Annotated in this window: 17 protein-coding genes; 6 read left to right on the plus strand and 11 right to left on the minus strand. The window is 60.9% G+C overall.

The window, feature by feature from the left end; all coding sequences use genetic code 11:
• Positions 1–38: 38 nt before the first annotated feature.
• Both JFT85_RS03890 and JFT85_RS03895 read left to right on the plus strand, forming a co-directional pair.
• Positions 39–1,337 (plus strand): MFS transporter, encoded by a 1,299-nt coding sequence (locus JFT85_RS03890; protein WP_078828132.1) that lies wholly within the window; start codon positions 39–41, stop codon positions 1,335–1,337.
• The gene (locus JFT85_RS03895; RefSeq protein WP_053256367.1) at positions 1,334–2,311 is read left to right on the plus strand and encodes an NAD(P)-dependent oxidoreductase; all 978 of its coding nucleotides are present in this window, start codon (positions 1,334–1,336) and stop codon (positions 2,309–2,311) included. Before JFT85_RS03890 ends, JFT85_RS03895 begins: the two co-directional genes overlap by 4 nt.
• A 1,039-nt stretch (positions 2,312–3,350) precedes the next feature.
• On the opposite strand, the gene JFT85_RS03900 is transcribed toward JFT85_RS03895, so the two are convergent.
• From JFT85_RS03900 to JFT85_RS03945, 10 genes are all read right to left on the minus strand, one after another.
• Positions 3,351–5,054 (minus strand): AMP-binding protein, encoded by a 1,704-nt coding sequence (locus tag JFT85_RS03900; protein ID WP_053256368.1) that lies wholly within the window; start codon positions 5,052–5,054, stop codon positions 3,351–3,353.
• A 31-nt stretch (positions 5,055–5,085) separates the two neighbouring features.
• On the minus strand, positions 5,086–6,384 hold the full coding sequence (locus tag JFT85_RS03905) for an acetyl-CoA C-acetyltransferase (RefSeq protein ID WP_069551457.1): 1,299 nt from the start codon (positions 6,382–6,384) through the stop codon (positions 5,086–5,088).
• Positions 6,381–7,283: a MaoC/PaaZ C-terminal domain-containing protein gene (locus tag JFT85_RS03910; RefSeq protein WP_078828131.1), complete on the minus strand. Its 903-nt coding sequence runs from the start codon at positions 7,281–7,283 to the stop codon at positions 6,381–6,383. Before JFT85_RS03910 ends, JFT85_RS03905 begins: the two co-directional genes overlap by 4 nt.
• A gap of 3 nt (positions 7,284–7,286) precedes the next feature.
• On the minus strand, positions 7,287–8,630 hold the full coding sequence (locus tag JFT85_RS03915) for a 3-oxoacyl-ACP reductase (RefSeq protein ID WP_201229252.1): 1,344 nt from the start codon (positions 8,628–8,630) through the stop codon (positions 7,287–7,289).
• Between the two features lie 133 nt (positions 8,631–8,763).
• Positions 8,764–11,292, minus strand: coding sequence for an acyl-CoA dehydrogenase (locus tag JFT85_RS03920; protein WP_053256372.1), 2,529 nt, complete (start codon positions 11,290–11,292; stop codon positions 8,764–8,766).
• 235 nt (positions 11,293–11,527) lie between these two features.
• Positions 11,528–12,979 carry an outer membrane protein transport protein gene (locus tag JFT85_RS03925; RefSeq protein ID WP_053256373.1) on the minus strand — a complete coding sequence of 484 codons (1,452 nt, stop codon included), beginning with the start codon at positions 12,977–12,979 and terminating at the stop codon, positions 11,528–11,530.
• 120 nt (positions 12,980–13,099) lie between these two features.
• A complete protein-coding gene (praB, locus tag JFT85_RS03930) occupies positions 13,100–13,603 on the minus strand; it encodes an alkane oxidation protein activator PraB (protein ID WP_053256374.1) in 504 nt (167 codons plus the stop codon).
• 134 nt (positions 13,604–13,737) lie between these two features.
• Positions 13,738–14,232 carry an alkane oxidation protein activator PraA gene (praA, locus tag JFT85_RS03935; RefSeq protein ID WP_053256375.1) on the minus strand — a complete coding sequence of 165 codons (495 nt, stop codon included), beginning with the start codon at positions 14,230–14,232 and terminating at the stop codon, positions 13,738–13,740.
• Between the two features lie 134 nt (positions 14,233–14,366).
• Entirely contained in the window at positions 14,367–15,647 is a 1,281-nt protein-coding gene (locus JFT85_RS03940; RefSeq protein ID WP_201229254.1) for an alkane 1-monooxygenase, read from the minus strand.
• Positions 15,648–15,965: 318 nt separating this feature from the next.
• Positions 15,966–16,964 (minus strand): alpha/beta fold hydrolase, encoded by a 999-nt coding sequence (locus tag JFT85_RS03945; RefSeq protein ID WP_053256536.1) that lies wholly within the window; start codon positions 16,962–16,964, stop codon positions 15,966–15,968.
• Between the two features lie 293 nt (positions 16,965–17,257).
• Here JFT85_RS03945 and JFT85_RS03950 point away from each other — a divergent pair, with 293 nt between their 5' ends.
• From JFT85_RS03950 to JFT85_RS03960, 3 genes are read left to right on the plus strand one after another with little or no spacing between them, the layout of a single operon-like run.
• Positions 17,258–18,796, plus strand: coding sequence for a flavin-containing monooxygenase (locus JFT85_RS03950; protein WP_069551451.1), 1,539 nt, complete (start codon positions 17,258–17,260; stop codon positions 18,794–18,796).
• A complete protein-coding gene (locus JFT85_RS03955; protein ID WP_053256378.1) occupies positions 18,793–19,683 on the plus strand; it encodes an SDR family NAD(P)-dependent oxidoreductase in 891 nt (296 codons plus the stop codon). The genes JFT85_RS03950 and JFT85_RS03955 overlap by 4 nt, the downstream gene beginning before the upstream one ends.
• A gap of 15 nt (positions 19,684–19,698) precedes the next feature.
• On the plus strand, positions 19,699–20,547 hold the full coding sequence (locus JFT85_RS03960; protein ID WP_053256379.1) for a metal-dependent hydrolase: 849 nt from the start codon (positions 19,699–19,701) through the stop codon (positions 20,545–20,547).
• On the opposite strand, the gene JFT85_RS03965 is transcribed toward JFT85_RS03960, so the two are convergent.
• Positions 20,544–22,616 carry an EAL domain-containing protein gene (locus tag JFT85_RS03965; RefSeq protein WP_053256380.1) on the minus strand — a complete coding sequence of 691 codons (2,073 nt, stop codon included), beginning with the start codon at positions 22,614–22,616 and terminating at the stop codon, positions 20,544–20,546. The genes JFT85_RS03960 and JFT85_RS03965 overlap by 4 nt on opposite strands.
• Positions 22,617–23,099: 483 nt before the next feature.
• Here JFT85_RS03965 and JFT85_RS03970 point away from each other — a divergent pair, with 483 nt between their 5' ends.
• Positions 23,100–23,429, plus strand: coding sequence for a DUF6388 family protein (locus JFT85_RS03970; RefSeq protein WP_201229256.1), 330 nt, complete (start codon positions 23,100–23,102; stop codon positions 23,427–23,429).
• Positions 23,430–23,434 lie beyond the last annotated feature (5 nt).

Below are 23,434 nucleotides of genomic sequence, written 5' to 3' on the forward strand. Positions count from 1 at the left end.
CCTGTTGCCACAACTACAACAAGCTCAGGAGCAACCCCATGGATACCTTGAAACTCGCCACCCGCCGCTGGTGGTACATCATGCCCATCGTCTTTATCACCTACAGCCTGGCGTACCTGGACCGCGCCAACTACGGCTTCGCCGCCGCCTCCGGGATGGCCGAAGACTTGATGATCACCCCAGGCATGTCGTCGCTGCTGGGGGCGCTGTTCTTTCTCGGTTACTTTTTCTTCCAGGTGCCGGGGGCCATCTACGCGCAGAAACGCAGCGTTAAAAAACTGATTTTCGTCAGCCTGATCCTGTGGGGCGGCCTGGCCACCCTGACCGGGGTGGTGTCCAACGCCTATATGTTGATCGCCATTCGCTTCATGCTAGGGGTGGTGGAAGCCGCGGTGATGCCGGCGATGCTGGTTTACCTGTGCCACTGGTTTACCCGTGCCGAACGCTCGCGGGCCAACACGTTCCTGATCCTCGGCAACCCGGTGACCATGCTGTGGATGTCGGTGGTGTCAGGTTATCTGGTGCAGCATTTCAGTTGGCGCTGGATGTTTATCATTGAAGGCCTGCCAGCCGTGATCTGGGCGTTTATCTGGTGGCGCCTGGCAGATGAGCGGCCCAAGGATGCGCAGTGGCTGAGTGACGCGCAGAAGCAGGACTTGGAAACCGCCCTGGCGGCCGAGCAAGTCGGCATCAAGGCCGTGAAAAACTACGCCGAAGCCTTTCGCTCGCCCAAGGTCATCATCCTGGCGTTACAGTTTTTCTGCTGGAGCATCGGCGTGTACGGCTTTGTGCTGTGGCTGCCGTCGATCCTCAAAGCCGGTTTGCAGATGGACATGGTCGAAGCGGGCTGGCTGTCCGCCCTGCCTTACCTGGCAGCCGTCATCGGTATGCTCGCAGTGTCCTGGGGCTCGGACAAGCTGCAAAAACGTAAACGTTTTGTGTGGCCGCCGTTGCTGATCGCGTCCATCGCTTTCTACGCGTCCTACGTCCTGGGCGCCGAGCACTTCTGGTGGTCCTACACCCTGCTGGTGATCGCCGGCGCCTGCATGTACGCGCCTTATGGCCCTTTCTTCGCCATCGTCCCGGAGATCCTGCCGGCCAACGTTGCCGGTGGCGCCATGGCGCTGATCAACAGCATGGGCGCGCTCGGCTCGTTCGGTGGTTCGTACCTGGTGGGTTATCTCAATAGCAGCACCGGTTCGCCCGGCGCCTCCTACCTGCTGATGAGCGGCGCATTGATGTTCGCCGTGGTGCTGACGATTTTCCTCAAGCCCGGCGCCAGCGACCGTGAGCGCGCGCCGTCGCCTACGTTTGAATTGAAGGTAAAAACCCAATGAAGAAGTCTGTCGTTTTATACAAAAAACTCTCGGCGCCATTGATGGCCCGCCTGCACGAGCACGCCGATGTCACCCTGATCGACGCGCTGGACGAGCCCGGCCTGGCCAGGCTGCGTGACGCCCTGCCCAGCGCCCACGGGCTGCTGGGTGCGAGCCTGCGCCTGGACGCCGAGCTGCTCGCTCTGGCGCCCCACCTGGAAGCAGTGGCCAGCGTCTCGGTCGGTGTCGACAACTACGACATCGACTACCTGACCCAACGCGGCATCCTGCTCAGCAACACCCCGGACGTACTCACCGAAACCACCGCGGACACCGGCTTTGCGTTGATCCTGGCCACTGCCCGTCGCGTGGTCGAACTCGCCGACATGGTGCGTGCCGGCCAGTGGAACAAAAACATCGGCCCCTCGCATTTCGGCAGCGACGTGCATGGCAAGACCCTGGGCATTATCGGCATGGGCCGCATCGGTGAAGCCCTGGCCCAACGCGGGCATTTCGGTTTCGGCATGCCGGTGATCTACCACAGCCACTCGCCCAAGCCGTTGGTAGAAGCGCGCTTCGGCGCGCAATACCGCAGCCTCGCGGCGTTGCTCAAGGAGGCTGACTTTGTCTGCCTGACGCTGCCGCTCACGGCTGAAACCGAAAAACTGATTGGTGCTGAAGAATTTGCGCTGATGGGCCCCGAGACGATCTTTATCAATATTTCTCGGGGCAAAGTCGTCGATGAAGCCGCGCTGGTCGAGGCCCTGCAGCAACGTACGATTCGCGCGGCGGGCCTGGATGTGTTTGAGCGTGAGCCGCTGAATCACGACTCGCCGTTGTTGCGCTTGAATAACGTGGTGGCCACGCCGCATATCGGTTCGGCGACCCACGAAACGCGGGAAGCGATGGCCCGTTGTGCGGTGGATAATCTGCTCGCGGCATTGTCGGGGGAACGGCCGAAAAACCTGGTGAATCCGGCAGCCTGGAAACCCTGAATCCCGAGCGCTGAACAGGTTCAATGTGGGAGCGGGCTTGTCGGACCGCCGAACCGCTGCGATAGCATCAACTCGGTGTACTTAGTGGACCGAGGTGTCTGCATCGCAGGCAAGCCAGCTCCCACAGAAAAGCAGAGCACTGCGGTGCTGGCAGCTAAACTCGGTCAAAATTGTGGGAGCGGGCTTGCTCGCGAATGCGGTGGGTCAGTTACAAATAAGCCGACTGGCACACCGCTTTCGCGAGCAAGCCCGCTCCCACATTTGGAACTGGGTACATCAGGCAGAAGGTGGGCAGTTCTTCAGACTGTATTGGGTCAATCTGGGAGCTGGTATGGGGTCTGCGGCTGGGTATGCCTGATGTATCGAAGTATCTGCATCGCAGGCAAGCCAGCTCCCACAGAAAAGCAGTGCACTACGGTGCTGGCAGCTGAACTCGATCAACATTGTGGGAGCGGGCTTGCTCGCGAACGCGGTGGGTCAGTTACAAATGAGCTGACTGGCACGCCGCATTCGCGAGCAAGCCCGCTCCCACATTTGGATCTCATTTCATCCGGTAAAAGTGCTGTTGCTGTGCTGTTGCTCTGCTTTTGCTTCAACCACTCAGGTCGGCTTTCAGGCCGCCGTGCTCTGCTTTTGACTTTGATCTGCTGTTGATCTTGATCTGACAGGCCCCGTTAACCACGATGGCCGAACGCAGGCTTGAATCCGTGGGTAACCCGGCAGGACGCCGGGTTAGCCGCACTGGGCCAGGGATGGCCCATTGCGGCGGCCCACGGATTCAAGCCGGAGTGCGGGCATACCGAGCCTGGGCGAGGTACCGAGTGGTGGGGCAAAGCGTTTTTTGGTTACTTTTTTAGGCGTTTGTAAAAAAGTGACCCGCTGTAAGAGCGGAACCCTAAGCAGCCGTTACCACAGCAACGGATATGTACTCAATCTCCCTAACCCCTCACAGGCTTAAAGCAACACAAAGAGTTGCGTAGATACCTATGGTCATCGCAGGCAAGCCCGCTCCCACATTGAGATCATCAACGCTTTAAAATCAGCGCAACGCCCGGCGCAGTACTTTGCCAACCGTCGTCTTGGGCAACTCGTTGCTGCGAAACTCCACATACCGCGGCACCTTGTACCCTGTCAGGTATTCCCGGCAATGGGCGAGAAGCTGTTCCTGAGTCAGGTTCGGGTCTTTGCGCACCACAATGATCTTGACCTTCTCCCCGGTCACAGCGTCTTCGACACCGACTGCCGCCACCTCGCCGACACCTGGGTGCAACGCCACCACGTCTTCGATTTCATTGGGGTACACGTTGAAACCCGAGACCAGGATCAGGTCTTTTTTGCGGTCAACCAGACGGATATAGCCGCGCTCGTCCATCACGCCGATATCACCGGTCGCCAACCACCCCTCGGCATCCAGCACCTCGGCGGTTTCCTTCGGGCGTTTCCAGTAGCCCTGCATCACCTGCGGGCCGCGCACTTGCAGTTCGCCTTGCTCACCGATGTCGGCCAACTCGCCATCCTCACGAATAAAGCGCACCCAGGTCGACGGCAACGGCACGCCGATGCTGCCGGTAAATTCCATCTCGCGCATGCGTGAAATGTCGATGGGGCTGATGCTCACCACTGGCGAGCATTCGGTCAGCCCGTAACCCTCGACAATCGGCACCCCGGTGACTTCCTTCCAACGCTTGGCCACCGCCGTGTGCGTGGCCATGCCGCCCGCAATCACCATGCGCAAATCCGAGAAGTCCCGCGCGCAGAATGCCTCGTTCTCCAGCAAGCCGTTAAACAGCGTGTTGACCCCGGCAATCCCATTGAAGCGCTCCTTGCGCAGAATCATCTGCACCCGCTTCACGTCCCGAGGGTTGGCGATCAAGATGTTACGCCCCCCCAGGCACATGAACATCAGGCAGTTCACCGTGAGCGAAAAGATGTGGTACAGCGGCAGCAAGGTGACGTTGGTTTCCTGTGTGTGCTGATCCAACTGATCACCGACCCACGCCTTGGCTTGCAGCAGGTTGGCGATGATGTTGCGGTGGCTGAGCATCACGCCCTTGGCGTCGCCCGTGGTGCCGCCGGTGTATTGCAAAAAGGCCAGCTCATCGAGGCCCATGGCGACCGGCAAGTGATGCTGCGCCCGCCCCTGTTTCAGCACCTGGTTGAAGCGTACCGCGCCGGGCAAATTAAACGCCGGGACCTGCTTTTGCACATGGCGCAGGATGAAGTTCATCGCCGCGCCCTTGAAGGTGCCCAGCAAATCGCCGATGGCCGCCACCACCACGCGCTTGACGTTGCTGCCCGCCACGACTTTTTCCAGGGTACGCGCGAAGTTTTCGAAGATCACCACGGTTTCAGCGCCGCTGTCCTTGAGCAGATGCTTGAGTTCATGGGCGGTGTACAGCGGGTTAACGTTCACCACCACCGCACCGGCCAGGATCGTGCCCAGCAGGCAAATCGGGTACTGCAAGCAGTTGGGCATCATCAGCGCCACACGGTCGCCCTTTTTTACACCCTGGCCCTGCAGCCACGCGGCAAACGCGAAGCCTTGCACTTGCCAGTCGGCATAGGTCATTTCGGTGCCGATACTGACGTAGGCAACCCGCTCGCGAAATTTCTCCAGGTGTTCCAGGAATACTTCGCGCAACGACGGGTAGGCGTCGATACCGGCCTCAATGTCCGCCGGGACGCCGGGCAGGTAAGCGTTCAACCAGATCCGTTCAGTGCGTTCCAGGCTTACAGCGTTCATGGCAGTCTCCTTGTTGTTGTTATTGATAGCGCTACTTTTCGACGATGGCGGTGATGCCCAGCCCACCCGCCGCGCAGATCGAAATCAAGCCGCGTCCGCCGCCGTTTTCGTGAATGGTCTTGGCCAGTGCCGCCAGTTGTCGGCCACCGGTTGCGGCAAACGGGTGACCACAGCCGAGGGAGCCGCCGTTAACGTTCATCTTGCTGCGCTCAATGCTGCCCAGCGGTGCATCCAGGCCGAGCCGCTCGCGGCAATAATCGGCGTCCTCCCAGGCCTTGAGGGTGCACAATACCTGGGCGGCAAAGGCTTCGTGAATCTCGAAAAAATCAATGTCGGCAACGCTCAGGCCTTCGCGCTTGAGCATACGTGGCACCGCATAGGCCGGCGCCATCAACAAGCCTTCGGTGCCGTCGACAAAGTTCACCGCTGCCGTCTCGCCGGTGCGCAAGTAGGCCAACACCGGTAAGCCCCGTTCTGCCGCCCAGGCTTCACTGGCCAACAGCACCACTGACGCGCCATCGGTCAACGGCGTGGAGTTGCCCGCCGTGAGGGTGCCATTCTGGCGGTCGTAGGCAGGCGCCAGGCCCGCGAGTTTTTCCAGGCTGGTATCGGCGCGCAGGTTGTTGTCACGGGCCAGGCCGCGATGAGGGCTGATCAGGTCGTCGAAAAAGCCGCGTTGGTAGGCTGCCGCCAGGCGCTGGTGACTGGTCAGGGTCAACTCATCCTGGGCCAGCCGTTTGATCTGCCAGCGCTTGGCCATTTCTTCACAGTGTTCGCCCATGGACAGGCCAGTGCGCGGCTCGCCATTGCGCGGCAGCAACGGCTTGAAAAACATCGACGGACGCACCTTCAATAATGCCTTCACCTTGGCGCCCATGCCCTTGGCCCGGTTGGCCGCGAGCACGCTATGACGCAACGCTTCGTTAAGGCCGATAGGCGCATCGGACGTGGTGTCGGAGCCACCGGCAATGCCCACTTCGATCTGGCCCAGGGCGATTTTATTCGCCACCAGCAAGGCGGCTTCCAGGCCGGTGCCGCAGGCTTGCTGCACGTCGTAGGCAGGTGTTGCGGGTGACAGCGTGGTGGAGAGCAGCGATTCACGCGCCAGGTTGAAATCCCGCGAATGCTTGATCACCGCGCCCGCAGCAAACTCGCCCAGGCGCTGGCCGTGCAGGTTGTAGCGGTCCACCAGGCCTTGCAAGGCGGCGACCAGTAAATCCTGATTGCTGTCGTGGGCATACACGGTGTTGGAGCGGGCAAAGGGAATACGGTTGCCGCCGATGATCGCCACGCGGCGGGTCGGGGCCGGGTTAAAGCTGTAGTCATTCATTGGGGGCGCTCTTCACAAGTGGGCAGCCAAATAAAAAGCCCACGCATATGGGGTTTATCGCCCGCGACATTGCGCACTTCGAACTCACGCCGTGGGCCGGTGACAGGCCGGTTCCACAGGGCGACCTGGCCGGGCAGGAAGATTGGCAGCTTGAAGTCGCAATGGGCGTGGGCCTGATCCAGGCCGCCCGGCGGTTGCTGCGCGGCCAACGCGCGGCCGAGGGTCCACATGCCGTGGGCAATGGCGCGGCGAAAGCCAAAGACCTTTGCGCCGATCAGCGAGGTATGAATCGGGTTGAAGTCGCCCGATACGTTGGCAAATCGCCGGCCCAGGTCGGCGGGCAACACCCAGCGCTGGGTGCGTAACAGGCCCTCTTCCTGCAATGCCAGCACGTCGTCCCACGGCTCGCCCACCGGGGTTTTCACGGCGCGGCGCAAGTACAGGCTGTCGCTCTCCCACACCAGCGTGCCCGCGCCATAGGCGCGGGTGGCAATGCTCAGCGCCTGGCCCTTGGGATGCGCCACCCAGCGCTCGCAAAACACCTCAAGGCGCAGGGCCTGGCCTTCCTGCAAGCGCTGGTGCTGACGAATGCGATTGGCCAGATGCACCATGCCGCTGGCCGGGTACGGGAAGCTGGGCCGAGTCAGCAGCATCAGGTGCAACGGGAACGCCAGCACGTGGGGATAGGACAGCGGCACGCCCTGCTCGCGCCGGAAACCACACGCGCGGCCATACGCGGCAATGCCGCTGGGCGACAGCTGCGCCGCCGAGCGCACCAGAAGCGCCGTGGGCAACGCGGGCGCACCGTCGAGCTTGGGTTTGCGCAGCGCGCGCACGCCGTCCAGCAACAACTGAGTGCGCGACGGCGGCGGGTCGATAATCTGCGTCACGTAGTCCATGGCTCAGGCTCCCAGCAGGCTTTGGCCGCACACGCGTACGACTTGGCCGTTAACCCCGCCGGATGCAGGGTGCGCCAACCAGGCGATGGTCTCGGCCACGTCGATGGGCTGTCCGCCCTGGGACAGCGAGTTCATGCGCCGCCCCGCCTCGCGAATCATCAGCGGGATGTTTGCGGTCATCTGAGTTTCGATAAACCCGGGCGCGACCGCATTCACCGTGACCTGCTGCGCCGCCGCCAACGGTGCGAGGCGCTGCACCAGGCCAATCACGCCGGCCTTGGAGGTGGCGTAGTTGCTTTGCCCCAAGTTGCCGGCGATGCCGGAAATCGACGAGACACACACAATCCGCCCACCGCGGTTCAGCCCCTGGCCACTGAGCAATGCCGTACTCAATTGCAACGGTGCTTCGAGGTTGACCGCCAGCACACTGCGCCAGGCAGCTTCGGTCATCTTGGCGATGGTCTTGTCGCGGGTGATGCCGGCGTTATGCACCACCACGTCAAAGGCACCGTATTGGTTGACATGCGCCTGCAACAGCGCGGCCGTATCCGCTGCGGTGATGTCCAGCGGCAAGGCGGAGCCGTGCACACTGCTGGCGGCTTGCAGCAGCGCGTCCTGGGCCTGAGGCACGTCCACACAGACCACATGGGCGCCGTCGCGGGCCAGCACCTGGGCGATCGCCAAGCCAATGCCACGCGAAGCGCCGGTGACCAGGGCACGCCGCCCCGCGAAGGGTTTGTCCCAGTTGACGGCAACGTTACCGTCCACCGGGGTTTCCAGGCGTACCACCTGCCCCGACACATACGCCGAACGGCGTGACAGGAAGAACCGCAGGCTGCTGTCCAGGGCCTCTTCGGCACCCGGCGCCACATAAATCAATTGCACGGTGATTGCCCGGCGCAGTTCCTTGGCCAACGAACGCACCAGGCCTTCAAGGGCACGTTGGGCGACGGCCTGGGGCAGGTCCTGGCAATGTTCCGGCGCAGTGCCAAGCACCACCACGCGACCGTGGTGGCCAAGGCGTTTGGCATTGGCATGGAAAAACACGTAGAGCGCGTCGAGCTGCTGCAAATCGAGCACGCCAGTGGCGTCGAACACCGCGCCCTGGACCTTGACGGTGGACGGCGCCTTGGGCGTCGCCGGCGTGGCGGCGACCGTGTCGGTGGCGGCGAAAATCGCTTGCACCCGTGCGCAAAGCCGCCCTGCCCCGGCGACAATCACCGGGTTGACCAGGCCGTGCTGGCCACTGCGGTGACGTTGCAACGGCAAGGGTTGCGGCAGGCCGATGGCCTGAGCCAGGCGGCGGCCCCAGGCGGAATTGACGAAGGATAGGTAGCTGTCACTCATAGATAGATCCACTTACAACGCTGCGTTGCCGTGTAAACCCGATCAAATGTGGGAGCTGGCTTGCCTGCGATGGCGGTGTGTCAGGCAGACCGCTATCGCGGGCAAGCCCGCTCCCACACTGACCGCGTTTTCCCTAGTTGACCGAGGCGTTTTCGCTTTGGCTGCTGCGGCGCTTCGCCGTCGGTTTGGCCAACGCCTGCTGACGCTGCTGCAAGGCTTCCAGCAAACCGAAATCCTGCGGGAAGTCGTCGACCTGAATCCCGTGGTCGGCATAGTCCACATAGCGCCCCAGCAGGCTGTCTTCGTCGTCGCTGATCAGGTCCAGCGCCCGCGCCTTGACGCGCCAACCGGTAAAGGCTGTGGCGGAAATCGGCATGGCTTCGATCACGCCTTGCTTGATTGCGGGCTTGAGCCGAGCGTCGATCAGTTCCACCTGCGGCAACAGCCGGAAGCCCAATTCGCCATAAGCCAGCTTGTCGATCTCCGGACGCGGAATGTAGGAATTGGCCAGTAAGCGGTCGCGGGTTTCGCCGGGGGTTTGCACCACCTCAGCCACTTGGGCCAACAGGCGGTCCGCCGGTTTACGCAGGGGAATTCCGAACGGGAAACTCAAGCCACGCACGATTCGCGCAGCGGCTTTCGACGGGTAGTTATCGAGCACTTCGGCCAGGGCTTCATGGGCGCGCAATAACGCATCCTGGGCCGACCAGTGCACCAGCGGCAGGTCCGCCTGGGGCCGACCATCATCTTCAAACCGCTTAAGCACGCAGGAAAGAATGTAGAGCTGGGACAGAATATCCCCCAGGCGCCCGGTGATGCTTTCCTTGCGCTTGAGGGCTCCGCCCAGTACGCCCATGGAAATATCCGAGATCAACGCCAGCACCACCGAGAGCCGATTGGCCTGGCGGTAGTAGGATGCCAACGCCGGATCGGTCTTGGCCGGTGCGGACATCAGGCGTCCGCCCGTCAGCGCATGCACCGCCGCACGGACGGTATTGGCCAGCACAAAACTCAAATGGCCGAACATCGCGCTGTCGAAGGCTTCCAGCGCCTTGCGCCGATCCGGGTTGCGCGCCGCTTCCATCTCGCGGAACACATAGGGATGGCAGCGAATCAGCCCCTGGCCAAAGATAATCAGGCAGCGGGTCATGATGTTCGCGCCTTCTACCGTGATGGCAATCGGGCTTTGCTGGTAGGCGCGGGCCAGAAAGTTATTGGGCCCCATGCAGATGCCTTTGCCCGCCACGATGTCCATGCCGTCGTTGACGATGATTCGCGCACGCTCAGTGACGTGGTATTTGGCAATGGCGGAAATCACCGAGGGCTTTTCACCGGCATCCAGGGAAGCCACCGACACCTTGCGCACCGCATCGCAGGCATACAAATGCCCGGCCATGCGCGCCAATGGCGCCTGCACGCCTTCGAACTTGCCGATGGGCAGGCCGAACTGTTTGCGCATCGCGGCATACGCGGTGGTGCCGCGAACCGCCACTTTGCCCAGGCCGACGTTGGCCGAAGGCAAGGAAATCGCCCGCCCGGCGGCCAGGCATTCCATCAGCATGCGCCAGCCGTTACCGACTTGCTCACGACCGCCGATCACCCACTCCAGGGGAATGAACACATCCTTGCCGGTGGTCGGGCCGTTCTGGAATACCGCATTCAGCGGCCAATGACGGCGGCCACTGTTCACCCCCGGATGAGACGTCGGGATCAGCGCACAGGTAATGCCCAGCGACCCCGCCTTGCCGAGTAAACCCTGCGGGTCTTCGGCACGAAACGCCAGGCCCAGCACCGTGGCGATCGGGCCCAGGGTGATGTAGCGCTTGTCCCAGGTCACCTTGAAGCCGAGCACTTCCTCACCCTCGTGCATACCTTTGCAGACGATGCCCAGGTCCGGAATCGCCCCGGCGTCGGAGCCTGCATAGGGGCTGGTCAGCGCAAAGCACGGGATGTCTTCACCCCGCGCCAAGCGCGGCAAGTAGTAATTACGCTGGGCATCGGTGCCGTAATGCAGGAGCAATTCTGCCGGGCCCAGGGAGTTGGGCACCATCACCGAAATCGCCGCTGCCGAGCAGCGGGTCGACAACTTCATCACCACTTGCGAATGCGCATAGTGGGAGAAACCTTTGCCGCCGTACTGCTTGGGAATGATCATGCCGAGGAACCCGGCGTCCTTGGTGTACTGCCAACCTTCGGGAGACATGTCTTGCCAGACCTGGGTGGTCTCCCAGTCGTTGGACATGTCGCACAGCGTCTCGACTTCATTGTCGAGGAAGGCCTGCTCTTCGGCGCTGAGGCTTGCCGGAGCAGCGTTGAGCAGGCGATCCCAGTTGGGCTTGCCGCTGAACAGCTCTGCGTCCCACCACACGGTGCCGGATTCGATGGCGGCGCGCTCGGTGTCGGACATCGCCGGCATGATCGTACGAAACAGGCCCAGGGCCTTGCTGGTCAACAGCGCGCGACGCAGTGGTTTGAGCGTCAGCAGCAAGGCCGGCAAGACCACCAACACCGCCGCGACGCTGAGACCCAGGCCCGCCACCGCATTGCACAGGTAACCAACCGCCAGCCAGATCAGGCCAGCGCCCAACCAAAGGGCTGCGGCGGCCTGTCGATACGCCAGGGCAATCGCTGCGGCGAGACCCACCAATAACCAGATAATCATGGGGATACCTCTACTTGATTCAGGGCACGGGCAATGCGCAGGCAGCTCAAAATGAACTGCGGCGTAAGGCCACACTACAAACTTGAAAAGACAAATTCAAATTTTGTTTTGAAATTTTTATTTAATGCGTTTGCGCAACAACAAAGGGCTGAACGCGTCAGCCGGCTGGAGCAGCAATCCGGACAGTTTCAGCTGCGAGCACCAGGATGCGCCGGGTGCTCGAGCCGTGGTGGGTTTAGAACTTGTAGGTGGCTGACAGGCTGACAATGTCGCCTGAAGACTCAGCCGTACCGTCGAGACGACCGCCGCCAAGACGATCAACGTTCTGGGTTCTGATGTTGACCTTCTGAACAAACTGGTGCGAATACGCGGCGTCCAGCGACAAGCCTGGAATGGCCTTGATATCGTAACCGGCACCCAGCGATGCAAAGTAACGGTCGCCGTCAGGGATACGCGGATCGCGGGTCGAGTTGCGCGTCGGGGTTTGGTCATACGCCACACCGGCGCGCAGGGTCAGCTCGTCCGTAGCTCTGAAATCTCCCCCCACGGAGTACATCCAGGCATCCCGATAGTTGTAGGGAATGGCAACGATCGTCGAGCCTTCGGACTTGAGTGTCAGGTCCTTGAAGGATGACCATTGCGTCCACATCGCGCTGACACCCAAGGTCCAACGGTCGTTGAACTGGTGCACCCAGTCGATCGCGGCAGTCGCCGGAATATCCAGCTGCGTGCTGGCATTGGCGCCGTTGGGGTACAACTTCAGGCCAGGGTACGCCGTTTCGACCAGCGTCTTGCCGGTACCGAAGACGGTGTCGTCGGTCATCAAGCCGTTGTTCAACACATCCGCCCGGATGTTGTATTTACCGGTCATCTTGTTTTTGATTTTGGCGTGGTAGTTAAGGCCCAACGAGTCCTGCTCAGTCGGCTTCCAGACAACGCCGGTAAACCAGCCAACGGAAACGTTATCGACCTTGACGCGCATCAGTGCGCTGCCGACGCCCGACGGAAACGCCCCATTGCCCAACCCGGGAGAGACCGAGGCCGCCGAGAACAGATCGATGTTCTGGCTGACAAAGCCTTGGCTACGCTGGACGATCATGCCACCACCGATGGAGAAGTCGTCACGCACCTTGAACGATAAGGAACCCGTCAGGCCGACGGTTTCGATTTTGGTGTCCACGGCGAAGTCGCGAAACTTGGAGTTTTCATTCCAGGTGGTACGCATCCCTTGTGGCACAACCTGACTGAGGCCGAATGCAAAACGGTCACCCATCGGGATAACCAGAAAACCGGTCGGCAACCAGGCAGTGAAGCCGCCCTGGCCACCGTCATTGTTGTTGACGACTGCCGTACTCGGGTCAAAGCTGCCATCGGGCATCACGGCGGTATTGGATGCTGGGTTACCGGCGTAATCGTAAGCCTGGCCGCTGTATTTAATCTTCACACGCGCATAGTCGACGGTCTGTTGAACCACGGCCTGGTCGACAAATGCCATGGCCGCCGGGTTGTTGTAAGCAGAGCTAGGGTCGTTCTTGAACAGAGAACCGCCGCCGAACGCCCGACCCCATCCAGGGGCACCGTACGTCGGCGTGGAGAAACCACCCGCCTGCACGGGCGCTGTCATCATCAGCCCCCCCAGTAATGCCAGCCCCAGCAGTGTGTGAGCCTGTTGTTTCTTAGTGATCATGCGGCACTCCTTATTATTATGCGCTCCCGGCATTGCCGGCTTACCACGTCAGCCGGCACCTCTTGCGAGGCACCGGTTTTTCAACGGGTGATCAACCCTTCGTTCTGCACTGCGCGCCCGTTATGGGTTAACGGTCAGGCCGGCGGCAGTGGTGGTCAGCGAGACAATGTTGCAGCCGCCGCTCAGCGCCTGGTTAGCCGCGGTCAACGTGTGAGTCGCAGGGTTCCAGGCCACGCTGATGGTGGACGGCCCGCAGTCGGTGCCAGGAAGTACGATGGTTTTTTTGATGGTGTAACCCACGTTCTCCACTTGGCCTACAGCGCCCGACAATGCGGTCAGCTTCCAGCCTGGCGACGGGATGCTTTTGAGGGTTGGCAACGCGCACAGGCCGCCACCGGTCAGGGCCGCATTGTTGATGGTGGCCACACCGCCACTGACATTACCGCTGAAGGTAATGCCGCATGTCACAGAGCCCCCGAATGAAGACGGTGACTGCACGACGATGGAGCCTGCGGTGGTGGTGAAAGGACCTTCCGGGCTGATCGAAGCCGCAGTGGCCATCGAAGCAGCGCCCATGCAAACAGCCAGAGCAGTCAACGACACGAGAGTTTTCAAGCTTTTCATTGTTTTTCCTCACATGTTATGGCGAGTCATTTCGCCAGGGGTAATGGCCATGAACGAGAAGTCACGGTGAAACTGCAGAACGTCCCTTTCCAGCCAAATTTCAATTCAATTACCGCTGCACCCTTCGGATGGGTTTATTCGACGACTTTGAAAGTCGGCGGCATCTTGATCGACACCGTTTTGATCGTGCAGTCTTCGCCAATCGGTACATTGGCGGCTTCCAACTTGCCAGTGGCGTTATCCCACGTCCCGTCGGCCGTGGACGGACCACACTTGCCACCCAGGCCAAACGCGTGCACATCCACACTGATCTTCGACATGGAACCGCGCTTGGTATCTTTGGCAACTAATACCCACGGCAAGTTGATTGCCTCGACACGGCTGCACTTGAGGCCGCCCTCGAATTCAACTTTATCGACATTCACCGATGCGCCATCGGCGGCAACTTTGCCGGCGACCTTGATGGTGCAGTCGGCACTGATCAGCGCGCCTTTGGAAAAACTGATCGGGCCTTGCGCCGTAAAGGCGCTGCCGGCGGGCTCGATCCGCGCCGCCTGGGCCTGCTGGTAAACAATCAGGCCCAGGGCGGCCAATACGACATGCGCGGTGAACGTGGCAGGGCTTTGCATAATGTACGTCCTTCCCTTGAAATTATTGTTGTCGGGGCAAACAACTTACTGACCACTCAATCGGTAAAACCTGGGCGATGAAAACCCGCGCGATACACAGATCGCGAGTTACACAACGCCTGTATTACGTCAGCTTAGAATGGCGTGGCACTGTTACTGTACTTCTCCAGGTACTTCAACCGTTGCGAAGGTTGAAGATTGGTCAGGGTAATATCCCCGGCATAATGATTGAGTACTCGATGGTCCATGCGCCGCCGCCACAAGTACGGCACGTAGGCCCAGACAATCATGCTCGCGTACCCATAAGGCAATTGCGGTGATTCATCAAAGTGGCGCAACGACTGGTAACTACGCGTGGGGTTGGCATGGTGGTCGGAATGCCGCTGAAGTTGGAACAGAAAGATATTGGTGACAATCCGGTTGCTGTTCCACGAGTGCCGAGGCGAACACCGTTCATAACGACCGTTGGGCAACTTCTGGCGTTTAAGCCCGTAGTGCTCGACGTAGTTGACCACTTCCAGCAACGAGAACCCGTAGACACCCTGAATGATCAGGAACGGAATCACCGCCGCGCCCAACCAGACAATCATCACCCCCCACAACACCACGCTGTACATCCAGGCACTGAGCACGGCGTTCTTCCAGTGCCAGGCCGGCAGGCCGAGTTTGCGCAGGCGCTCGCGCTCCAGGTTCCACGCCGACACGGCGCTGAACCACACCGAACGCGGCAGGAACGCCCAGAAACTTTCACCCAGGCGTGAGCTGGCCGGGTCTTCCGGTGTGGCAACGCGTACATGATGACCACGGTTATGTTCGGTGTAGAAGTGCCCGTAGAACGTCGGCGCGAGGGTGACCTTGGCCAGGAACACCTCCAGCGGTTTGGGTTTGTGCCCCAGCTCATGCGCGGTGTTGATCGCGATGCCAGTGGCGGCCCCCGTGGACATTGCCATGCCCAAATAAGTGAACGCGCTGACCTCACCGTGCAGCTCAGTGCGCGCGGTAATGAATGCTGCGGTTCTTGCCAAGCCGCCTGCAGGGTCAAGGGTTGCGGTGGCATGCAGCAAGCCGCCGTTGATGATCCATTCGATACCACCGGCGGCCAACCAGCCGGTGATCACCACCGAAGCGATAACAAACAGCACGCCGGTGTAGACGATCCAGCGGTAGTAGCGTTGGGATTCGAGGTTGCTGACCGCGGACTCGGGCGGGTTGCTGACGTCTTCACCCAGCAGGCCGTCGATCAACGGGATCAAGCCGAAGATCACCAGTACGCCGACCCACCACAGTTGCTGCACGCCGGTGGTGATTGCCAGGGCGCCGGACAGCAACGGGGTTGCCAGGGGCAGGATGCCGAGCCACCACAAGTGGCGTTTGGCGTCGGTCCAGACGTGCGCGGTTGCGAGGGTCTGATTCATGGCAGCCTCCGCACGCAGCGGCGCGGCAGGCAAAGATTCGCGGCATTCAACAGGGGCACGCAGCACTGATGGCGGCGAGAATTCAGCGATGCGATAAAAGGCGTTTTTTTCATTATTTTATTCGCTCTTAGGCATTTCAAAAACTGTTTCAAATTAGACATTGAAATAATTTTTTTAAATAAATAGCGCGGAATCGTTAGGTCGTCAACTAGTTTCTTGGAACCATTCTCACGTGACCGGGCAGTCTCTTTTTCAGCCGTTTGGCCAGGTGTCTAGGGCAAGCTTCGACGCCATCGAACCGCGAATCGGGTTGCACATTTATTTGCTCGCCAAGGCAAAGGCCGGACGCAGCACCGTCGCACTCGCGGCCGGCGTGACCCGCTTGGCGACCTGATCCACCAGCGCTGCCACGCGCTCTGTGGCGGTGATCGGCAGCATATGGCCACGGCCCTCCAGCACCTGCAATTTCAGGCCCGGCACCTTGCTTGCCAGGCCCTGGCCATGCTTTTGGAAGTCGAGCACGTTGTCGCGCGCGCCGTACATCAACCCGATCGGCAGGGTCAATTGCGGGTAACGCCTGACCATGTCGGGCAGGTCATCATTGACGAGGTTGATCTCACTGGAAGCGGCGTAGAAGTTGTCAGGACGCATACCGAGCAAGCCACCGCCGCGTGTGGCAAAGTCGGGCGGCGCGGCATCGGGGGCGAACACGCCCTTCACCACCGAACCTCGGGTGAGCAGGCCGACAGGCACCGTCAGCGTGTGCGACAGCCAGCGCCGCAACCACGCCGGGCGCACCGCCAGCGACACAAACACCAGCGGCAACATGCGCTGCGGGTGGGTCAGCGGCGCCACCAGGATCAACCCGGACACCGCCTGAGGGTGATCAAGCGCCAGCGCCAGGGCTATCGCCCCGCCGAGGGAGTGCCCCAACACCAGCGGTTTATCCAGGTCGAGCGTCTTGATAAAGGCCGCGATTTGCCGAGCCTGGGCCGGCAGATCCGCCGCCGTACCTGCATGGCGGCTGGAATAGCCCGACCCCGGACGATCAATCGTGATCACGCGAAAGCGGTCACGCAGCTGGCTGGATAAGGCATAGGTCAAGTTGCGACTGCTGCCCATCAGCCCGTGAATCATCACCAACGGTGGGCCCTGACCTTCCTCTACGTAATGAAAGCGCTCGCCATCGACCTCCACGAAGCGCCCGTTGATCGGAACGGCCGCTTCAATGCGCTGCGTCATCCAGGCACTGAACCCCCATAACACAACGCTTGCGGCCACAAGCACACCCGCAGCGACAACCCATTCGACAGCCATAGCTCGGTCCTCTGCTTCCCTGCCGCTGGCGACCTGACCGTTATTGATCAAGGCCTCAGCCATCGTCCACACCCTGGACCTAAACTTCATGCATGCCGCGCTCGTCCGTCGGATAAGTCGCACATGCGGAACAAGGTCCTAGCGTAGGCGATATTTTCAGGTAGATTATTTAAAATCTTTTTTAAAATAAATAATTCATTTTTCCTTTGCAATGGTGTTCTATCTAAAAGACAAAACAAAAACACAGGAGCACACCCGATGCCCTCCCAGCGCTCCCTCTATGAGGCCTGCCTATGAATGCCCACAGTGATTCAATCGACATCGCCATCATCGGTTCAGGTTTCGCCGGCCTGTGCATGGCGATCAAACTCAAGGAAGCCGGGCTCAGCGATTTCTTCATCGCCGAGCAGGCCGAAACCCTCGGTGGCACATGGCGCGACAACCATTACCCAGGTTGCGCCTGCGACGTGCAGTCCCATGTGTATTCGTTTTCGTTTGCGCCGAACCCGGACTGGACGCGGCAATTCGCCCCGCAGGCGGAGATCCGTGCGTACCTTGAGCAGTGCGCGCGGCGTTTCGCGCTGGCGCCCTACCTGCGCTTCGGCATGGGCCTGCAACGCGCGGTGTTTGATGATCAGCAGCAACGCTGGCAACTGAGCTTCAACAATGGCCGACAGGTCAGCGCGCGGGTGCTGGTGTCGGGCATGGGCGGCTTGTCGCGCCCGGCCCTGCCGGATATTCCGGGGCTGGACAGCTTCAAGGGCAAGCGCTTCCACTCCCAGCAGTGGGACCACGACTATTCATTAAAGGGCAAACGCGTCGCCGTGATCGGCACCGGCGCGAGTGCCATCCAGTTCGTGCCGCAGATCGCGCCGCAGGTGGCGCACCTCGACCTGTTCCAGCGCACGCCGCCGTGGATTATGCCCAAGCCCGACCGCGACATTTCGCGCATCGAGCGCTGGGCCTTCAAGCACTTGCCGTTCACGCAGCGCCTGGTACGCGGCGCGTTTTACTGGGCACTCGAAGGCCGCGTCGTAGGCTTTGCCTTGCACCCAAAACTGATGAAGATGGTGCAGAAAATCGCTGTGCGCCACCTGCATAAACAAGTGGCCCGCCCGTCCCTGCGCAAAACGCTGACGCCGGACTACACCATCGGCTGCAAGCGTGTGCTGATCTCCAATGACTATTACCCGGCGCTGTCGCGCAGCAATGTCGCGGTGGTGACCGACCCTGTGGTGCGTATCGAAGCCGACGGGGTTATCACGGCCGACGGCATCAAGCACCCGGCCGACTGCCTGATTTTCGGCACCGGTTTCCAGGCCAGCGACCCCCTGCCCCGCGATTGCATCATCGGCCGCGACGGCATAGACCTGATGGACGCGTGGCGCGATGGCGCCCATGCGTACAAAGGCACCACGGTGCCGGGTTATCCGAACCTGTTTCTGATCGTCGGCCCCAACACCGGCCTTGGGCACAACTCGATGATTCTGATGATCGAGGCCCAGGTCACCTACATCCTTGATGCGCTCCAGCACATGCAGCGCCAGCGTATCGCCACGGTCGACGTCAAACCCGAGGTGGAACGCGCCTACAACCTGCAACTGCAGGACAAACTCAAACGCACCATCTGGAATACCGGCGGTTGCCAGAGCTGGTACCTCGACCCACGCACCGGCAAGAACACCACGTTGTGGCCCGGCTCGACCTGGCGTTTCAAGCAAGTCACCCGGCATTTCGCGCTCAAGGACTATGTGGTTGCCCTGGCACCGCCGCACGCCATCCCCCACGTGATGACAGCGCCAAACGCCACTGCCGAAGGAAGCCTGTCATGAAGTCATTCAACGGCCGCGTGGCGGCTATCACCGGCGCGGCTTCCGGCATGGGCCGCGCGTTGGCCCTGGCGCTGGCACGGGAAGGTTGCCACCTGGCCCTGGCGGACAAAAACAGCCAAGGGCTGGAGCAAACCTTGGCGCTGATCAAGACCTCGACACTGTCGCCGGTGAAGGTCACCACCCAGGTCGTGGATGTGGCTGACCGCCAGGCCATCGAAGCCTGGGCCGCGCGCTGCGTGAGCGACCACGGCCAGGTCAACCTGATCTTCAACAATGCCGGCGTGGCGCTGTCGAGCACCGTCGAAGGTGTGGACTACGCCGACCTGGAATGGATCGTCGGTATCAACTTCTGGGGCGTGGTGCACGGCACCAAGGCGTTTTTGCCGTACCTGAAAGCCAGCGGCGACGGGCATGTGGTCAACACCTCCAGCGTATTCGGCCTGTTTGCCCAACCGGGCATGAGCGGCTACAACGCGACCAAGTTTGCCGTGCGCGGCTTTACCGAATCCCTGCGCCAGGAACTCGACCTGCAACGCTGCGGCGTGTCCGCCACCTGCGTGCACCCCGGCGGTATTCGCACCGATATCTGCCGCAGCAGCCGCATCGACGCGAACATGACCGGCTTTCTGATCCACAGCGAGCAACAGGCCCGCGCCGACTTTGAAAAGCTGTTCATCACCGATGCGGACCACGCCGCCAAGGTCATTCTGCAAGGTGTGCGCAAGAACAAACGCCGCGTACTGATCGGCCGCGACGCGTACTGCCTCGACCTGCTCGCCCGCTGCCTGCCTGCGGCTTATCAAGCCCTGGTGGTGTTCGCCAGCAAGCGCATGGCGCCCAAACCACGCACGCCGGTGTTTGAACCCAACGACGAACCCCGTCTCTGAACAGGAGCACGCACCATGCTACCCATCCGTCGCGATATCCGTTTTGCCTTGCCTGCCGGGCGCATCAAGGACTGGCATGAACAGGGCCCGTTCATCACGCACTTCTTCAATGCGTTGTCGCTGCTGTTTCCCCAGGGCGAGCTGTTTTTCATGGACAGCGTGCGCCATTACCGCCAGCGCATCGACGACCCGCAACTGAAAAAACAGATCCAGGGTTTTATCGGCCAGGAAGCCATGCACAGCCGCGAGCACGTGGCCTACAACGACCTGCTGCAAGCGGCAGGTCTGCCGGCCCATACCCTCGACCGGCGGCTCAAATTCATCCTCGACCTGCAAAAAAAACACCTGCCTGCCTCTTTCAATCTGGCGGTGACCATCGCCCTGGAACATTACACCGCGATGCTCGCGGAAATCCTGCTCAGCGACCCCACGCGCTTTGGCGACTCACTCAAGGGCTACCAACAAATGTGGTACTGGCACGCCCTAGAAGAAACGGAACACAAAGCCGTGGCGTTCGATGTGTGGAACACCGTGATCAAACCCGGGCCCGCGCGCTATCTGCTGCGCACCGGCACCATGCTGACCACCACCGCGCTGTTCTGGCTGGTGGTGTTTGATTTCCACCTGCGCCTGCTGGTTGCCGACCGCAAGGCCGGTGGGCACCTGAAGGGCTTCTGGCGCATGCTCAAGTTTCTGTATGGGCCCAAGGGCGTTTTCCCACGCATGCTGCGGCCGTGGCTGCATTACTTCAAACCGGGCTTTCACCCCTGGGACCACGACAACCGCAAGCGCCTGGCGAGCATCGACGGGTTGATCGAAGAGATCGAGCAGACCCAACGCGAATACGCGTCAGCTTCGGTTTAAACCTGAGTTGACGCGCGCTCGCGGACAAAGCGTTGCAGCTGATCGCCGGGCAGTGCCTTGCTGAAATACCAGCCCTGGATGAACAGTTCGGGGCCGGTACTCAAGAACGCCAACTGCTCGGCGGTCTCCACCCCTTCCACTACCACGCCCAGCTTCAGCGCCTCACAGAAACGCAGCATGCCGGTCAGCACCTGCGCGCCCTTGGGGTCGCGCTGGGCGACCACAAAACTGCGGTCGATCTTTATGAAGTCCACCGGAAACTGGTGCAGGTAACTCAACGCCGAAAACCCGGTACCGAAGTCATCGATATACACCTTGGCGCCGATCGCTTGCAGTTTCTGGATGGTTTGGCGGGTCACCTGGGTATCACCGACCAACGCGTCTTCGGTGATTTCCACCGACACCTGACCATGGGCCTGCGCAAGGATTTCCACCAGACGCTCGCCGTAGGCGGCATCGGTCAGGGTGGCGCTGGAAATGTTGATGGTCATCGGCAAGGTAAACCCGTTTTTCTGCCACTTCTGGTACTGGCGCACCGCCTGGGAGGCCACCCACACATCCACATCCGGCATCAACCGCGCCTGGGCGAGCCATTGCAGGAACTCCCAGGGTGAGTGCACCGTGCCCTGGTTGTCACGCGCGCGCATCAGCGCCTCACAACCGGTGCACAGACCGGTGCGAGTGGAGACCTGGGGCTGGAATTCGAGATAGAACTCATAGTCGCTGATCTGCTCGATGCGGCTCAGTTCGACGGCCTGACGGGCCAGGGTCTTGTGGGACGCCAGCACAGGGTCCAACTCCAGCAGGCGGCCCTTCTCTTCGAGGCCGCGAAAGGTCATGTCCAGCGACTTGAGGTACACCGTACCGCCTTCGCTGGCCTGGCGATGAATCGCGCGTACATACGGTGCATACACCAGGGTGCCCACACCCAGCAGCAGCACCTGCAACACCACGGCCGCCGCGTCACCGTGGGTGCTGAGGTAGGCATTGAGCAACACCGGCGAAGTCAGCGGCACGCTGGCCACCGCCGGTGACACCCAGCCCAGGTTGACCACCGTCAATGCCACCACGGCGTTGAGCGCCGGCACCAGCAGAAACGGGATAAACAAACGCGGGTTCAGGATGATCGGCAAGCCGAACAACAACACCTCGCTGACGTTGAATAACGACAGCGGCAAACTGGCCATTGCCAGCAAACGCATGGACTTGCTTTTGGAGAACAGCAGAATCGCCAGCAACAGGCACAACGCCCCGCCAGACCCGCCGATAAACGCGAAACAACCCAGCAGGCCATTGTTGAGCAGGTACTTGATCGGCTCACCCGCCGCGAGTGCGGCGCCATTGAGCACCACCGCCTGGTCCAACACATCGAATAACGGCTGCATGGCATACACACCGTGAATGCCGAAAAACCACAGCAACGAATTCATCAGGGTTACAAACAACCCGCTGCCATAAGGCGATTGCAGTGCATCGAGCACCTGCGGCCCCTGGAGTTGCGCCACATACGGGATCAGTAACAGCAACGACAACACCACCACCAATACCAGCGCAGTAATCGCGCCCGGCACCACCATATTGATGGCCCCGCGCAGGTTATGGCCGACCAGGTCCCCGTTGACCAGGCGGGTCCAACGAAAACGGTGCAGCCAGGCAATCGCCGGCACATTGAGCAGCGGCGAGGCGATGGCAATGAACAATACGAAGGTCGCCGAAGCACGCGGGTATTCGCGCAAGACAAACGTGGCGACCACCACATGAGCCAGGCACAAAAAAGCGACCGGTAATTGTGGCAGGCGGTGCTGGATCGCCAGCATGTAACCAATGGAGGCCGCCACCAGCAGCGGAATGACCGAACTGATCTGGTTGTGCAACCCCGACAGAAAGCCCACCACCTGCGGATCGAACCCCAGCACCCTGGCGCATTCGGACAGGATCAGGAAACCGGCCGACACCAGCAGGCACGGCAGAATCCACAGGAGCCCCTCACGTATGGCGCGCAGTGATTCGGTACTGGCCAGGGCCGCCAGGCGCTGAGTCAGGAAAAGTTTGAACAGCGTTTGCACCATGCCCCGCCCCTCCGCACATCGCGCTCTGCCCCTGGTGGCAGCCCCGAAAACCTCGTGTAACGCTACACGGCCAGCTACCGAGAGCGAAAGGTTTTTGCCGCGCCACCCGCAATTATTCAGAATTAATGTCGGCCCTTGATGCTTGTCGCCTACGGTGAGTGAGCCCATGCTTTGGGTGGTTACTCTCGAACGGACTCGAGCCCAGGCCTTGCTCCGTGTGTCTTACCCGACATCCAGGTGCCTGCCCATGCGCCGCATACTGCCCCTTATGACCGGTGCGCTGCTGGGTTTTCCTGCGCCGCCATCAATGCAAACGAAACGAGTTTCCCCACGCCCACGCCAGCGATCCGGCCCGTATCCCATGGAGGGTCGGCGCCCCGCCGCCGGACCGAACCCTGCGTGTTGAGGCGATTGCCCGCGACCTGATTGCAAAACCAGCGGCATGACCCCATCTAGTGATCTCACCTCATCAGGAGTAAGCCCTTGTCAGAACCAGGTGATAATCACCAGCGCGCCCTGGACCGTTTCTTGAACGAACACCCGCAGGTCTGCGCGGAACTGGACACCCTCAACCCTTTGGCGGCGCAAGCCAAAGGCGAAACCCTGGCGCAATACCGTGCCGAACGCCTGCATGAAGCGTTCGAAGCCGAGGCGGAACGTCAGAACCTGTTTGCCTGGGAACTGACCCTCAAACTGACCGTAGAATCGAACGAGGCCTTCGAAGCCCAGCGCCTCGAAGTGCACAAGGAGGTCGCGCAGATGGCGGGGTTGAGTTGGGATGAGTATTGTCAGCTGCATGATTTACCCGGTTGAGTCCA

The organism is Pseudomonas sp. TH04 (assembly GCF_016651355.1).
Classification (GTDB): Bacteria; Pseudomonadota; Gammaproteobacteria; order Pseudomonadales; family Pseudomonadaceae; genus Aquipseudomonas; species Aquipseudomonas fluorescens.

What these genes read in the sequence shown, in the direction of transcription:
- JFT85_RS03940 (WP_201229254.1), bottom strand. Translation starts at nt 15,647, where the DNA reads ATGAATCAGACCCTCGCAACCGCGCACGTCTGGACCGACGCCAAACGC.
- praB (WP_053256374.1), bottom strand. Translation starts at nt 13,603, where the DNA reads ATGAAAAGCTTGAAAACTCTCGTGTCGTTGACTGCTCTGGCTGTTTGC.
- JFT85_RS03945 (WP_053256536.1), bottom strand. Translation starts at nt 16,964, where the DNA reads ATGGCTGTCGAATGGGTTGTCGCTGCGGGTGTGCTTGTGGCCGCAAGC.
- JFT85_RS03895 (WP_053256367.1), top strand. Translation starts at nt 1,334, where the DNA reads ATGAAGAAGTCTGTCGTTTTATACAAAAAACTCTCGGCGCCATTGATG.
- JFT85_RS03960 (WP_053256379.1), top strand. Translation starts at nt 19,699, where the DNA reads ATGCTACCCATCCGTCGCGATATCCGTTTTGCCTTGCCTGCCGGGCGC.
- praA (WP_053256375.1), bottom strand. Translation starts at nt 14,232, where the DNA reads ATGCAAAGCCCTGCCACGTTCACCGCGCATGTCGTATTGGCCGCCCTG.
- JFT85_RS03900 (WP_053256368.1), bottom strand. Translation starts at nt 5,054, where the DNA reads ATGAACGCTGTAAGCCTGGAACGCACTGAACGGATCTGGTTGAACGCT.
- JFT85_RS03950 (WP_069551451.1), top strand. Translation starts at nt 17,258, where the DNA reads ATGAATGCCCACAGTGATTCAATCGACATCGCCATCATCGGTTCAGGT.
- JFT85_RS03965 (WP_053256380.1), bottom strand. Translation starts at nt 22,616, where the DNA reads ATGGTGCAAACGCTGTTCAAACTTTTCCTGACTCAGCGCCTGGCGGCC.
- JFT85_RS03890 (WP_078828132.1), top strand. Translation starts at nt 39, where the DNA reads ATGGATACCTTGAAACTCGCCACCCGCCGCTGGTGGTACATCATGCCC.
- JFT85_RS03955 (WP_053256378.1), top strand. Translation starts at nt 18,793, where the DNA reads ATGAAGTCATTCAACGGCCGCGTGGCGGCTATCACCGGCGCGGCTTCC.
- JFT85_RS03920 (WP_053256372.1), bottom strand. Translation starts at nt 11,292, where the DNA reads ATGATTATCTGGTTATTGGTGGGTCTCGCCGCAGCGATTGCCCTGGCG.
- JFT85_RS03905 (WP_069551457.1), bottom strand. Translation starts at nt 6,384, where the DNA reads ATGAATGACTACAGCTTTAACCCGGCCCCGACCCGCCGCGTGGCGATC.
- JFT85_RS03915 (WP_201229252.1), bottom strand. Translation starts at nt 8,630, where the DNA reads ATGAGTGACAGCTACCTATCCTTCGTCAATTCCGCCTGGGGCCGCCGC.
- JFT85_RS03925 (WP_053256373.1), bottom strand. Translation starts at nt 12,979, where the DNA reads ATGATCACTAAGAAACAACAGGCTCACACACTGCTGGGGCTGGCATTA.
- JFT85_RS03910 (WP_078828131.1), bottom strand. Translation starts at nt 7,283, where the DNA reads ATGGACTACGTGACGCAGATTATCGACCCGCCGCCGTCGCGCACTCAG.